Raw genomic sequence first — 14872 nt, 5'->3', positions numbered from 1 at the left:
ATTAAGATAAAAGGTTTTCCTAGTGCAGGATGGCAGAAATAAGTGACCAGTAAGAGCAATGCCCTCTTCCTGAGATAGAATACTCAGAGGTGCGATCGCATCGGAGAGGCCAGCCCCAAAAAGTGACCACTAAAAAAAGTGATTCTATGAAGTAAACTAGAATTTGTGGAAGCCCAATCAATCAGCCTAGTCAACCCCATGAATGAATGCCTATCCCCAAAGCTCAATCCATAATCCTGTCGCCAAGACAGAAAAACCTACTGCAAGTTCTAGCCAGTCAGACCACCAATTCCTATCGCCTGGTCAGAAGGGTAAAACTCATCGGTAGTGCATCAGCCCCAAATCTGGTAGATGACGATTGACAATCCGTTAGTAAACATTTATACTATGAAGAGTATTGCTAAAATGTAGAATAAGTAAATAAATATAGGTAGTGTAGTAATCTTTGCCTACTACTATAGTGCTATAGTGAATAAAAATATAATAGGTTGAAGATATCCATTCTACAAAACTATATAAATCACTCTCTACTACGTGCAATACTCTCTTACTAGACAGGGATACCTGTAAACTTATAAATAACCGAGGGAACAAGCTTATGTCTGTTCAAGCATTTAACGATTTTATCCAAAGCATTACCACAGCACCAAAAGGCAAATCTGCTAAAAAGTCTAATCCTGCTGTGGCGGGAATTGTTGCAGGTTATGACCGTTCCTTATCAGGAGAAGCTAAAGGAATGGCTGTGATGGATAAACTGGTTGAAGCAGCAAGAAGTCAAGGATTTGATGTAACATTTGATGATGTTAAGCAATATGTACGAGAAATGAAAGCTAAATATGAAAGCGATCCAATGTATACTTCCATGATGGATGCCTATTGTAACACTACTTGTCACTTAGGGTCTGTTGTTGGTAAGAAGTAGGTCTTAAGAAGAACCATTAATAAGAAGGATCATTAAGAGGTTTTTGATGGCCTCAAATACTTAGCTCCCCTAAAAAATAGAGTGGGGAGCAGGTATTTCTATACTACTTAATTTTTCAACAAAATGATGACAATTGCAGCTTCAAAAACCCTCTACAATTTAGTAGAAATAGATGCTCAGGATCTGGCTCGTCACTATCCCGATGGCATTAAAGATATCTGTGAACGCAAAATTGATGGTTTAATCATCGAAAACTTTCTTTCTCAAGAAGATGTTGACCAAGTGGTGAGTCAACTCAATCAAAAAGGACCATTTGAAGGGTCTCCCTTCGGAGAGATTCTGATTTACGGACCAGCATTGTATGTTTCCGAAACCAACATCGAAAAATATTGCCAAGAAGCGATTGAATATCGGGAATACTGTCGCCATATTTTTCAGGGGGGAACAGACTTCGAGACACGCTTGGAAGAAGTGTTAGGGATGATGTCTGGGGGAAGAGAAGTTACAATACCCAAAGCAGCAAATGGCTCTGATTACACCCCTAGCACCATTCGAGTCTTAGAAGAAGGACAATTTATGGGCTGGCATTTTGGCAATCAGTTTGTATACTGCACCCCTGGTTACAAACACTTAGGAAATCAAATCAACAAAGAGGCACATCTCGGTTATAATCTAACTCTAAGTGAAGCAGAAATCGGCGGGGAGTTAATCCTTTATGATTTAGAGTGGGATGAAACTGAGTGGACAGACACAGAAAACGGTGGACGCAAGAGAAATGGAACAGTGAACGGCAAATTAATTGCTGATGTCATGGAAGATTATGCACAAATGCGGGTTAAGCCCAAGGCAGGTAGTTTAATCATCTTTGATGACGGTCGCATTTTACATCGGGTTTCCACTGTCAAAGGTTCTCGTCGTCGCATCACCATTGGGGGTTTGTGGCGTTTTCTCAAAATCGGGAACAAGTTTATTACTGGAGTTAAGCAAAGTTTGAGGAAAGCAGCTTTGTCCACTTTATTAGATATTTTACACCAAAGAGCGACAGAAAATCCTGATCGGAAGGCTTATACCTTTCTTCAGGATGATGTAACTGTATCTGGAAGTCTCAGTTACCAAGATTTACTCCAGCAGTCTCAGGCGATCGCGACACAATTACAACAGTTAGGTTCTCCTGGGGAGCGAGTATTGTTGTTATATCCTCCTGGTTTAGACTTTATAATTGGCTTTTTCGGCTGTCTGGCAGCAGGAATGATAGCTGTTCCTGGGTATCCTCCCCGTCCTAATCAATCCCTAAATCGATTAGAGTCTATTATCAAGGATGCTGAGGCGACTTTTGCCCTGACAACCACAGCTTTATGGCAACAAAAAGCTCGTTGGCAGGATCAAAATCCTGATTTTGCTCAATTAAAGTGGTTGGACACCAGCAGCATTTCCAGTGTCCCTCGAAAGGATTGGCAACCGCCTAAAATCAATCAAGATACCTTAGCCTTACTACAGTACACATCGGGATCAACAGGTAATCCCAAAGGGGTGATGGTTAGCCATGAAAATCTACTTGTTAATTGTAGGGATCTAGCTGTAGGTTGGAATCACGCTCGGGATAGTAAAATTGTCTCTTGGTTGCCTACTTTTCACGATCTGGGATTAGTGTATGGGATTTTGACTCCTTTATTAGTAGGGTGTAGTTGTTATTTGATGTCTCCCCTATCTTTCTTGTTGAAACCCTTAAACTGGTTGAAAATAATTTCTCGTTACCAGGCAACCCATAGTGCTGCGCCTAATTTTGCCTATGACTTATGTGTGCGCAAGTTTAAACCAGAACAAGGGAAGGGATTAGACCTAAAAAACTGGAAAATGGCACTAAACGGAGCGCAACCAGTAAGAGCCGAGACAATAGAGAAATTTTCCAAAACATTTGCTCCCTACGGCTTCAAAAAACAAGTCTTTTGTCCTGGTTATGGATTAGCTGAAGCCACATTAAAAGTAGCTGCGGTAAGGCAACAGGATGCACCCATATCCATAGAGATTGAATCAGCAGCATTGTCCGAAAATCGCCTAGTAATAGCCGAAAATAGGTGTTTAAAGTCACAAATCCAAGTGGGATGTGGATACAGTGAAATTGATACCCAAGTCAAAATTATCAATCCTGAGAGTTTAACCCCCTGTAACCCCACAGAAATTGGAGAAATTTGGGTTAGTGGAATGACAGTAGCCCAAGGTTACTGGAATAATCCGGTGGCCACTGGTGAAACCTTTCAAGCTTATCTTAGGGATACAGGAGAAGGACCATTTTTGAGAACAGGAGATTTAGGCTTTCTCTACAAGGGACAATTATTTGTGACTGGACGACTGAAAGACTTGATTATTATAGAAGGCCGCAATCATTATCCCCAAGATATTGAACTGACTGTGGAAAACAGCCATCCGGCATTGCGTTCGGGATGTGGTGCAGCATTTTCAGTGGAGGTAAAGGGAGAGGAACGTCTAGTGATTGTCCAAGAAGTAGAACGTAGTTATGGGCAAAATTTGGATCTAGCAACAGTAGAGCAGAAAATTAAGGAAGCAGTGGCTGTTGAACATGATTTACGAGTATATCAGATGGCTTTAATCAGACACGGAACTATAAGCAAAACCTCTAGTGGTAAAATTCAGCGTCAAAACTGTCGCCAGCAATTTCTCAATAATCAGTTAAATTTGTTTACTTCCTCTATAAAATCACCAGAGACGAAATTACAAGATGCTAACATCAGAACAGCTTAACCATTTTGCTCGAAAGGGATGGGTAGGTCCTTTAGAGATATTTTCACCGGAAAAAATTGCTGCTGTTAAAGCGTGTTTAGAAGCCAACAGCCGTTTAATTGTTGAAGCAAACGGGCAGGAAATTCTCGGTTTTTATAATAATGTATTTAATCTGGAAACCCCTAGAGATCACCATCTATTTCATCAACCAATTAGGGAATTATTTGAAGACACAGAACTGATTAAACATATTCAACAAATTGCTGGAGAGGATTTGTTATTGTGGTACACCAATATCTTTTGTAAATTGCCTGGTCAAGGAGAAATAAAATGGCATCAAGCAAAAGAATATTACACTTCTAGTGACATTGATTATCAGAAAAAAACCCTAGTTTATCAAGATGATGAAGAACCGATAAATTTAACAGTTTGGGTAGCCTTGGACGATGCAGATATAGAAAATGGCTGTATGCGGTTTGCTAATGGTTCCCATCAGAAACTATTTAAAATGTTAGCAGGTAGTCGCCCAGCGGAAGAGGGAGTTTTTGCCGGAATTAGTGCTCATAAAACAGTTTGGCAGAGGGAACAAAAATATTCCCTTGACTACGATTTTGATGAGAATGATTGGGATTTGGAAACAGTTCCGGTGGAAGCAGGAAAAGCAATTATTTTTACCGAGAAAGTGATGCACAGTTCTTTTCCTAACCGTTCACAACGTCGTCGTTTAGGAATTATTGGGCGTTATGTGCGTCCTAGCACTCAAGTTTACCCCTACCGTTGGCAAGGAGAATTCATTGATGAAAACGGACATAATATTAAACGACATTATTGTATATTGGTGTCAGGAAAAGATGATTATGGACATAATTTGGTGAGAGACTCCCATGATTTAAGCGACACGGAAGTTCAATTTCAAAACAGTTTAAATCAAGTCCGGTTTGGTCAGGTTAATATTCCAGAAGACGAGCGACAACTAGAAATTTACGGGTTAGAAAAACAGTCTATCACAGGAGATTGTGATCAAAGCAAGCCTAACCCAATCCTTCATCCTCGCAAGTATATACAGTGGGAAGCTTGGAATCAATATCGTGGCCTGAGTGCAGAAGAAGCAATGACACGATACAGTCAACTTGTAGAGACATTTAAACGCAAAAATACCTCTGTAGAATCAAATAGTCAAATTTCTGGGGATCAGAAAAAAATTACGACTTCTGACATTGAAGCTTGGTTGATTTCCTATTTAGCGGAACTCTTAGATCTAGAGGCAGAGGAAATAGACCTTGAGAGTTCTTTTCAAAGCTATGGATTATCCTCAGCAGAAGGAGTTGGGATGATTGGCGACCTGGGAGATTGGTTAGGAACTACCCTCAATCCCGCCTTAATTTATGAATATCCTAACATTGCCACATTTTCCTCTAAATTAGCTCAATAAGCTACTGTTCAATGATCGAAGCCATGAGTCAGAAACTCTCTAGAGAACCTATTGCTATCATCGGGATGGGGTGTCGCTTTCCCAAGTCTCCCGATCCTGCCACCTTTGAGCAACTTTTGGTCAATGGAGTTGATGCCATTACCGAAGTCCCAGCCAAGAGGTGGTCAGTGGCTCAATTCTACCATCAAGATCCACAAACCCCTGGTAAAATGAATACGCGGTGGGGGGGGTTTTTAGAGCAAGTGGCAGAATTCGATCCAGCATTTTTCAATATTTCCCCAAGGAAGCACCTCGCATCGATCCTCAACAACGCTTAGTAATGGAGGTGTCTTGGGAGTCTTTGGAAGATGCAGGGGTGAACCCAAATTCCCTCAAAGGTAGTAAAACAGGGGTTTTTGTCGGCATTGGTAATTTTGATTATGGGCGATTATTATGTCGAGATTGGGAGAAAATTAATGCTTATAACGGGACGGGGTTAACCTTAAGCCTTGCAGCTAACCGTGTTTCCTATTTTCTGGATTTTCATGGGCCATCCTTAGCAGTGGAAACTGCTTGTTCTTCTTCCCTAGTAGCTGTTCATTTAGCCTGTCAAAGTTTGCAAAACAGAGAGAGCAATCTCGCTTTGGCTGGGGGAGTCAGTTTGATGATTTTACCAGATATGACGATTACTTTCTCTCAGACCAGAATGATGTCAGGGTCAGGACGGTGTAAAACCTTTGATGAGAAAGCTGACGGTTATGTGCGAGGAGAAGGCTGTGGGATGATTGTCCTCAAACGATTATCTGAAGCGGTGGAATCTGGCGATCGAATTTTAGCCGTCATCAGAGGTTCAGCAGTGAATCATGACGGATTTAGTAATGGACTAACAGCACCGAACGGTTTTGCCCAGCAATCAGTGATCAGCGAAGCCTTAAAGGGAGCGGGAATTTCTCCTCAAACAGTCAGTTATATAGAGGCACACGGGACAGGTACTCCATTAGGAGATCCTGTGGAAATAAGAGCCATTCAAGCTGTCTTGACAGAAGGACGAACACCGGAAAATAAATGCGCTGTCGGCTCAGTTAAGACCAATATCGGGCATTTAGAAAATGCTGCGGGAATTGCGGGAATTATTAAAGTGATTCTATCTCTACAAAAACGGCAGATTTTTCCCAACTTACACTTAAATAAGTTAAATCCTTACATAGAAATTGCTGATACGCCCTTTTTTATCCCTACAAAAAATCTACCTTGGAACCCCATACTTGGAAAACGGGTAGCAGGGGTGAGTAGTTTCAGCTTTGGAGGAACAAATTGTCATATTATTCTTGAAGAAGCACCAGAAAAGGCAACTTTATCAAGTTTTCCTGACCGTAACCAACACTTATTGAGCCTATCGGCAAAAAGCGAACCCGCATTACAAGTCTTAGCCCAACGTTATTATTCTTGGTTGCAAGAAAAGCCCCATCTGAGTCTAGGGGATATTTGTTTTACTGCCAATACCGGACGCTCACATTTTCCCCATCGATTGGCTCTTTGGGGCGAAAATAGTAACCAAATTCAGGAATTACTGCAAAAATTCAGTAACAAACAAGAAAGCCCGGGTTTGATTCAAGGGAAGTTTTCTCGCCGTAAACCGCCAAAGATTGTTTTTCTCTTTACTGGACAAGGTTCTCAGTACAGTGGAATGGGTAAAGAACTGTACGAAACTCAACCCAGATTTCGCCAGCTTCTGGAGCAATGTGATGAAATTTTGTTCCCTTATTTGGGTAAATCTTTAATCAAAATACTTGATTCGGCTGATTCAGAGGCAAATATCATTCATCAAACAGCTTACACTCAGCCAGCTTTGTTTGCTCTGGAATACGCCCTAGCTCAACTGTGGATTTCTTGGGGGATTAAACCAGATGCAGTTATCGGTCATAGTTTAGGGGAATATGTGGCTGCTTGTGTGGCTGGGGTGTTTAGTCTGGAAGACGGATTAAAATTGATAGCCACTAGGGCGAAGTTAATGGATAATTTACCCCAGAAGGGCAAAATGGTAGCTATTTTTGCCAAAGAAGACCAAGTAAAAGCAGTATTAGCTCAGGTAGCTTCTTCAAGAGTAGCGATCGCCACCTTAAACAGTGACGAAAATACAGTTATTTCTGGGGAAAAACAGGCAGTTGAAAAAGTAGTTGAGATTTTAGAACAAAAAGGCTTTAGAAACCGCCCCTTAAATGTTTCCCATGGCTTTCATTCCCCCTTAATTGAACCGATGTTGGAACAATGGCAAGAAAGCATCGAGGGAATTTCCTTTAAGAAGCCCCAAATCTCTCTGATTTCTAACTTAACCGGAGAATTTTTCCCCGATGACAAAATTCCCGAAGGCAATTATTGGCGACAACAAACCCGAAATCCAGTACGCTTCAAAGAGGGAATAGATACCTTATTCCAGCAAAAATACCGATTATTTGTAGAAATTGGCTCAAAACCGATTCTCTCCAAACTAGGTCAACGCAGGGGAGAAGGAACTTGGCTACCCTCTCTGGTAGAGGGACAAGAAGATTGGCAAATTTTAGCCTCCAGTTTAGGAAAGTTATACATTGAGGGAGTCGCTGTCAACTGGAAAGGTTGGGACAGCGATTATTCTCGTCATCGCTTATCGTTACCGACCTATCCCTTCCAACGTCAACCTTACTGGCTTGAAGATTCCGAAAATGTTATGTTAGAAAACCACAGCTCAAACCCGACTATAGATCAGACTGCTCTCAACAATGGCTATCAGCAACAGATAATCAAAGAATTATCGACTTTGGTAAGTGATTTCCTGAAAATTCCCATAGCTGAGGTGGACTGTACCGCGCCTTTCCTAGAAATGGGTGCTGATTCCCTCGTTTTATTGGATTTAATACAAGTGATCGAAAATAAGTACGGACTGAAAATTCAGGTTAATCAATTATTTGAAGTTTGGCCGACGATAGAAGGATTAGGAAGCCATATAGCTCAACAATTACCAACTTCACCCCCAACAGATACTCCTACCCCAGAAATTAGCGAGAAGAAACCTCTAATTCCCGATACTTCTCTTTCTCCTGTCAATCATAATACTTTAGCAGAAACGGCTCTAGAGAGAATTATCAGCCAACAATTACAAGTTATGTCTGAGCAATTAGCGTTACTCCAAGGTAAACCGCTAACAGCATCTCAGCCTTCCCCAATACCTCCGGCGCGAGATATGAACAGTTTTTCCTATGGGAAAAGAGAAGAAACGGAAAAAAAAACATCTCCTCGTAAGCTAACTCAGCCCCAAAATTTGACTGCTAAACAACAACAGCATCTTGATGATTTAATTAGCCGTTATAGTGTAAAAACACTGAAATCAAAAGCAAGAGCTGCTTCATCACGTCCTATTCTTGCAGATAGTCGAGCAGTAGCTGGATTTAGACCCTCAATCAAAGAAATGCTTTATCCTATTGTGGGAGAAAGGGCGCAAGGATCTCACTTTTGGGATATCGATGGCAACAAATATCTCGACATTACGATGGGGTTTGGGGTATTGTTATTTGGTCACAATGCTCCTATTATTACTCAAGCCGTCACTGCACAGCTAGAGAAAGGTTTACAAATTGGTCCTCAATCTAATTTAGTAGCTGAAGTTGCCCATTTAATTCAAGATTTAACCGGAGTACAAAGGGTAACATTTTGTAATTCTGGTACAGAAGCTGTGATGACAGCTCTAAGATTAGCCCGTACTGTCACTGGAAAGAGTAAAATTGCTTTATTTGCGGGTGCCTATCATGGACATTTTGATGGGGTTTTAGCCCTGGGAGTCTCAGGGACAACTGAAGCTGTACCTATGGCTGCTGGAATTGCTGAGAATGCCGTCAAAGACTTGCTGGTGTTAGATTATAATAATCCCGATAGCCTAGAGATTTTATCCCGTAACGCAGAGGAATTAGCGGGGGTTTTAGTTGAGCCGATACCAAGTCGCAACCCTAGTGTAAAACCGACAGCCTTTTTGCAAAAATTACGTGCTTTTACTGAAGCAGCCCAGATACCACTGATTTTTGATGAGGTGTTGCTAGGGTTTCGCATCCATCCAGGGGGCGCTCAAAAATGGTTTGAAATTGAAGCAGACATAGTTACCTATGGGAAAATTGTGGGAGGAGGATTACCAATTGGGGTTGTGGCTGGAAAAGGGCGTTATCTGGATGCCCTTGATGGTGGGGAGTGGAATTATGGGGATAATTCTTATCCTAGGGCCGAAAAAACTTTTTTTGCGGGAACTTTCAACAAAAATCATCTAGGAATGGCTGCGGCTCGTGGTGTTTTACAATATCTCAAAAAAGAGGGGCAAACCCTCCAACAAGAGTTAAATGAGCGTACTGCTAGATTAGCCGATACCTTAAATCATTATTTTGAAACTGAACAAATTCCCTTAGAGATTGTCTATTTTGGCTCATTGTTTCGTTTTGCTTCCAGTGCGAATATAGATTTACTATATTATCATTTATTAGAGAAAGGGGTTTATATTTGGGAAGGGCGTAATTGTTTCCTCTCTACAGCCCACAGCGATGAAGATATTGATTTCTTGATTGGAGCAATTCAAGAAAGTGTGATGGAATTGCGACAAGGAGGTTTTTTTCCCTCTGTAAAGACTGCTCAACCGATTATTTCTGAATCCAGCGTTAATTTATTAACCCCTAAAGTTATTAATACTCGCTTGCTCCCTGAGATGGAAAATCTCTGTAAACAGTATGAGTTAGAAAATTACTGTCTAGGATTTTTTGAACTGGAGAAGTTGAGTTTTGCCTATGTTATCGCTGCTTTTGCTAAATTAGGGGTTAAATTTCGCCCAGGAGAGCAATTTACCCATGAGGCGATCGCTCAAAACTTAGGGATAATTCCTCAACATTATTCCCTATTAAAGCGTTTGCTACAAATTATGGTAGAGGAAGATATCTTAAGGCTTACTCCCCATCATTGGGAAGTTATTAACTCACCAGAATCAATGAACCCTCAAAGGTTAGCAGAGACAATTTTGGCGCAATATCCCTCTTTAAAAGCAGAATTGACTCTACTGAATCGTTGCGCTTCAGCCTTAGCAGAGGTATTACAAGGAAAAATTAATCCCCTTCAGTTAATTTTTCCCCAAGGAGACTTTACCTTAGCAACAGAATTATATCAAACCTCAACGGTGGCGCGTTTCTTAAATACTCTAGTACAGAAAACCGTTTCCCTTGCCTTAGAATCGGTTTCTGAGGGTGAAATCGTGAAAATTTTAGAGATTGGTGCAGGTACAGGGGGGACAAGCGCTTATGTTTTACCCGAGCTACCCCCAGAATTAGTTAAATATTATTTTACCGATCTCTCTCCCCTGTTTCTGAATCGGGCAAAACAGAAGTTTCAAGACTATCCTTTTGTAGAATATGACAGTTTAAACATTGAACAAGCTCCCGCTGTCCAGAAACTGGGAAAAGCACAATATCACATTATTATTGCAGCTAATGTTGTCCATAGTACCGCTAATCTCCATCAGACCTTACAAAACATTCAGCAGCTATTAATTCCAGGGGAAATGGTAATTTTAATGGAAGGTACATCTCCCCAACGCTGGTTAGATTTAATTTTTGGTTTAACGGAAGGATGGTGGAAATTTTCCGATCTGGAATTGCGTCCTGCTTATCCTCTCTTATCAGTGGAAAAATGGCAAAACATTCTACAAGAAACGGGTTTTACCGATATAGTTGCCTTGCCAGGAGAAAATAACCCAATAATTAATCAACAAGCTGTTATTATCGCCCGTTATCCCCATAAAATTCCCTTAACTCAAGCTCAAAAACAACTTTGGACACTAGCTCAACTTCAAGAGGAGGGATCAATTGCTTACAATGAATCTCTACGGTTGGAATTTAAAGGAAAGTTAGATATTTCTGCTCTAAATCAAGCTATTCAGATAGTTATTAATCGCCATGAAGCTTTACGCATTTTAATTGACGATCGCGGAGAAAAGCAGGAAATTTTGCCAAGATGGGAAATGGATATCCCTTATTTGGATTTTACTGACACAGAGCAAGAGGAGATCGCTGCTTGGTTGGATAAAACCGTCTGTGAACCTTTTCAAATCAGCAATTCTCCCCTATTACGGGTACAAATTGTCAAAATCGCCTCAGAAGTTCATTGGTTAGTTTTAACCATCCATCATATTATTTCTGATGGATGGTCAGTTGATGTGATTGTCAATGAGTTGGCAAGGTTTTATAATGCTCAAACCCAAGGAATTGAGCTTAAATTGGGGAAACCAAGACAATTTAGCCATTATGTAAAGATTATGGGCGAAATTAACCCTAAGCTCGAACAAGATGAGGTTTATTGGTTAAAGCAATTTAGCGATACAATTCCCGAGTTAGATTTACCTACTGATTTTCCTCGCCCTAAGATCCAAACCTATCGAGGTCAACAGCAAGATTGTCTAATTGAGGCTAAAATCAAGGATAAACTGGAAAAATTAAGTAATCAGCAAGGTTGTACTTTATTTATGACTTTGTTGGCAGTTTTTACCCTACTTTTACGTCATTTATCTCAAGAAAATGATATTACGATCGGGATTTCTGCTGCTGGACAACTGGCTTGGGGGTGGAAAAATCTGGTAGGCTATTGTGTTAATGTCTTGCCTGTGCGTTTTCGTAGCCAAAAAGAGACATTTTCTGAATATCTAAAAACTGTTAAGCAAGAGTTATTAAATTCTTACGAACATCAAAGTTATCCCTGTTCCCAATTACTCCAAAAATTGAACCTAAAACGAGATCCTAGTCGGCCACCGTTAATTCATGTTCAATTTAATTTAGATAAATTTGGAGAAGGATTAAATTTTGCCAATATTGAAGTTAACCCAGTCCTAAATTTCTCTGGAGCAGCCCGACGAGATTTAACTTGGAATTTAGCTGAAACTAAGGGTGAGTTGAGGTTGACTGCCACTTATAATGCTGATTTATTTAAATCAAAAACGATTGATAATTGGATAGCTAAATTTACTACTATTCTGCCAATTGTGGTACAACAACCAGACATTTCTTTAGATGATATATCCCAACATTTTAAGGAACTGGAGCAGCAAACACAACAGAAAAAAGCAGAAAAATTCCAAGCAATTGCGCAACAAAAGTTAAAACGAGTCCAACGAAAAACATTGAAGCAGGATGAGGTAAATTAATATTAAGAAAGCAGGTTATGTAGTAGCTATAGTAGTTAGTTTTATAGAAATTATCAATTATGAAAAATATTTTGAATTTGCTGAAATCTTATCAAACCAATACCATCCCTCATACTCAGGTAACTTTGTACGATCATTTAGTGGGAACAGGAAATTTATTAGAAACTTGGAAATGCCACAAAAATCTTTGTTTGGCTGGATATTTTCATTCTTTTTATGGTACGGATGGAACTGGAAAAAAGCATGTTTTGAACTTTTCGCAAAGGGATGAGTTACAGAAAGCAATTGGCGAAGAAGCAGAAGAAATTGTTTATTTATACTGCATTTCACAACGAAGAAAGTATTTTCAAAAGCGTGTTGTTCCCGATGATAAAATTCCTATTATTAATCGTTTTACCAATGAAAAAATAATGATTAATTATCCTCAATGGCTAAATCTAATTATCTTGGATATGGCTAATTTACTCGAAGAATTTGATAGGTTGCATTGGCTTTGGAGGAAAATAGGACTTTATCTATATGTTTACCAATTTGGTTATCGTAAAGTTCTCAAGCATATACCAGAGCAAGTAAAAACAGAAGTTCAAAAAAAAATTATATCTAAGTAATAACTAAATAGTGTTATAAGCAGTAGTTATTATTAACGATGAATTTACCTAACAATCCAGCGATTGACAAAAACAAAAATGAACCAAAAAACAATTACAAAATTAGAACCGAAAAAAAAACCACTTGTCAAACGTAAACCTGTTAAAATTAACCAGGATAGCCTAATTGAAACCTCTCATTTTCTGCCCTCAAAGCAATCTCTTCCTCTAGTGGTGAAACCAAGGGTAGAAGGCTTAAATTTAGTCAGTTGGGTAGAAAAAAATAGAGAATTTATTGAGAAGAATTTAGATCAATATGGAGCCATTTTATGGCGTAATTTTGGACTCCAAGACATAGCAAAATTTGAGCAATTAATTCAGGGAATCTGGGGAGACTTATTAGATTATACCTATCGTTCCACTCCACGATCGCAAGTTAGGGGGAAAATTCACACCTCAACAGAATATCCGGCCCATCAAACTATTCCCCTGCATAATGAAATGGCCTACAGTCGCAACTGGCCACTAAAAATCGCTTTTTTTTGCCGAAAAGCAGCCTCAAAAGGTGGTGCTACGCCAATAGCAGACAGTCGCCTGGTTTTAAAACGACTCGATCCTCAAATTGTTTCACGATTTGAGGAAAAAAAGATTATGTATGTGCGAAACTATGGGGATGGTTTAGATTTAAGCTGGCAAAATGTCTTCCAGACAAACCAGAAATCAGTTGTGGAAAATTACTGTCGTCAGCAGGGAATTGATTGGGAATGGAAAGAAGGTGATCGCTTAAAAACTCGTCAAGTCTGTCAAGCGATCGCTATTCATCCCCAAACTAGGGACAAAATTTGGTTTAATCAGGCGCATTTATTCCATATATCCAGCTTAGAACCAAAAGTCCGAGACTTGTTCTTGAGTGAGTATCAGTCCGAAGAATTACCCCGTAATGCTTATTACGGTGATGGAACTGCTATTGACTCCTCGACCGTCGCTGAAATTCGTCACTGTTATCAACAAGAAATGACTATTTTTCCTTGGCAATCAGGGGATATTCTCATGTTAGATAATATGTTAACTTGTCATGGACGAATGCCTTATGTTGGGCAACGACAAGTCGTTGTGGGAATGGGACAACTTTACTCTAACTAAACTCTTATTAAATCTTTGAGGACGTATCAACGATTATGACTACACAAGTAACTAAAAACAAATGGATTACCGTAGCTGCTGATTCAATAAATCAATATCCTGATGGAATTAATCAGATTTATCAAGAAGAATTAGAAGGGATTGTTATTAAACAAGTCTTCTCCTTAGAAGAAATGCTCAATGTTCAACAGCAATTGGAGATGCAAAAGTTAGCAACTCATGAGGTTCGCTATGGACAAACGTTAGGTCAAGTTATCATCGAAATTGGCAAAGATCGCTCAGAGTATTTACAAAACGCTCAACGCTTTAGAGAAGGGCTGACAACCATCTTTAAAATTGACTTTGAAACTAAACTTGAGAACATTTTTAGTCAGATGTCAGGAGGTCGGAACATTGAATTACCAAAAGAAAATGGACAAGCATATAGTCCAGCTACGATTCGCTTTGCACAACCGAAAAAAGGGGGACTTCCTGCCCATACTGGCAATGAATTTCTACATGATTCAGCTTACGATTACCTAAAAAGTATCGGTAAAGTAGTTAATGGACTGAGTTATTTTATTGTGATTAGTAAGCCAGAAGAAGGGGGAGAATTAGTGCTTTTTTATCTCCCTCCAGAGCATATGAGTAAGCAGGAAACCGATCCCGAAAAGATCAGACTAGCTAAGCAACACCTCGATTCGTGTCCCCAAAGAAAAATTGTTCCAGAAACAGGTGATATGATTATTTTTAAAGGGGGTAACATTATGCACAAAGTTGCTGAGATTTCCGGCAACAAAACCCGCATTACCATTGGCGGATTTTTAGCCCTCTCTCAAGATGACCAAAAATTTATTATTGGAGTTAAAAGTAGGTAGGTTTTGAATTTGATAAAT

General features: G+C 39.8%; 7 protein-coding genes and 1 pseudogene. All 8 read left to right on the top strand.

Features of this window, described 5'->3' with window-relative positions; all coding sequences use genetic code 11:
• Window positions 1–598: 598 nt before the first annotated feature.
• Window positions 599–922 carry a hypothetical protein gene (locus SAGCYANO_RS13235; RefSeq protein WP_202220511.1) on the top strand — a complete coding sequence of 108 codons (324 nt, stop codon included), beginning with the start codon at window positions 599–601 and terminating at the stop codon, window positions 920–922.
• A 123-nt stretch (window positions 923–1045) separates the two neighbouring features.
• Window positions 1046–3682: a fatty acyl-AMP ligase gene (locus tag SAGCYANO_RS13230; RefSeq protein WP_237396131.1), complete on the top strand. Its 2637-nt coding sequence runs from the start codon at window positions 1046–1048 to the stop codon at window positions 3680–3682.
• Complete coding sequence (locus tag SAGCYANO_RS13225; protein WP_202220510.1) at window positions 3660–5093, top strand: acyl-CoA-binding protein; 1434 nt, start codon at window positions 3660–3662, stop codon at window positions 5091–5093. The genes SAGCYANO_RS13230 and SAGCYANO_RS13225 overlap by 23 nt, the downstream gene beginning before the upstream one ends.
• Window positions 5094–5104: 11 nt before the next feature.
• A pseudogene (locus SAGCYANO_RS50255) lies at window positions 5105–5823 on the top strand (beta-ketoacyl synthase N-terminal-like domain-containing protein); the annotation flags it as partial.
• Window positions 5824–5853: 30 nt separating this feature from the next.
• On the top strand, window positions 5854–12267 hold the full coding sequence (locus SAGCYANO_RS13215; protein ID WP_375339924.1) for an aminotransferase class III-fold pyridoxal phosphate-dependent enzyme: 6414 nt from the start codon (window positions 5854–5856) through the stop codon (window positions 12265–12267).
• A 59-nt stretch (window positions 12268–12326) separates the two neighbouring features.
• The gene (locus SAGCYANO_RS13210) at window positions 12327–12875 is read left to right on the top strand and encodes a DUF6817 domain-containing protein (protein ID WP_202220507.1); all 549 of its coding nucleotides are present in this window, start codon (window positions 12327–12329) and stop codon (window positions 12873–12875) included.
• 78 nt (window positions 12876–12953) lie between these two features.
• The gene (locus SAGCYANO_RS13205) at window positions 12954–13997 is read left to right on the top strand and encodes a TauD/TfdA family dioxygenase (RefSeq protein WP_202220506.1); all 1044 of its coding nucleotides are present in this window, start codon (window positions 12954–12956) and stop codon (window positions 13995–13997) included.
• A 35-nt stretch (window positions 13998–14032) separates the two neighbouring features.
• Complete coding sequence (locus SAGCYANO_RS13200) at window positions 14033–14854, top strand: hypothetical protein (protein WP_202220505.1); 822 nt, start codon at window positions 14033–14035, stop codon at window positions 14852–14854.
• Window positions 14855–14872: the final 18 nt, after the last annotated feature.

It is taken from the genome of Okeania sp. KiyG1 (genome assembly GCF_014132355.1).
Classification (GTDB): Bacteria; Cyanobacteriota; Cyanobacteriia; order Cyanobacteriales; family Microcoleaceae; genus Okeania.
The sequence above is the reverse complement of the archived record's forward strand: the minus strand, read 5'-3'. Positions and strand labels throughout refer to the sequence as shown.

Excerpts from the sequence above, each read along its gene's own strand:
- SAGCYANO_RS13235 (WP_202220511.1), top strand. The coding sequence starts at position 599 with ATGTCTGTTCAAGCATTTAACGATTTTATCCAAAGCATTACCACAGCA.
- SAGCYANO_RS13225 (WP_202220510.1), top strand. The coding sequence starts at position 3,660 with ATGCTAACATCAGAACAGCTTAACCATTTTGCTCGAAAGGGATGGGTA.
- SAGCYANO_RS13210 (WP_202220507.1), top strand. The coding sequence starts at position 12,327 with ATGAAAAATATTTTGAATTTGCTGAAATCTTATCAAACCAATACCATC.
- SAGCYANO_RS13215 (WP_375339924.1), top strand. The coding sequence starts at position 5,854 with ATGATTGTCCTCAAACGATTATCTGAAGCGGTGGAATCTGGCGATCGA.
- SAGCYANO_RS13230 (WP_237396131.1), top strand. The coding sequence starts at position 1,046 with ATGATGACAATTGCAGCTTCAAAAACCCTCTACAATTTAGTAGAAATA.
- SAGCYANO_RS13205 (WP_202220506.1), top strand. The coding sequence starts at position 12,954 with ATGAACCAAAAAACAATTACAAAATTAGAACCGAAAAAAAAACCACTT.
- SAGCYANO_RS13200 (WP_202220505.1), top strand. The coding sequence starts at position 14,033 with ATGACTACACAAGTAACTAAAAACAAATGGATTACCGTAGCTGCTGAT.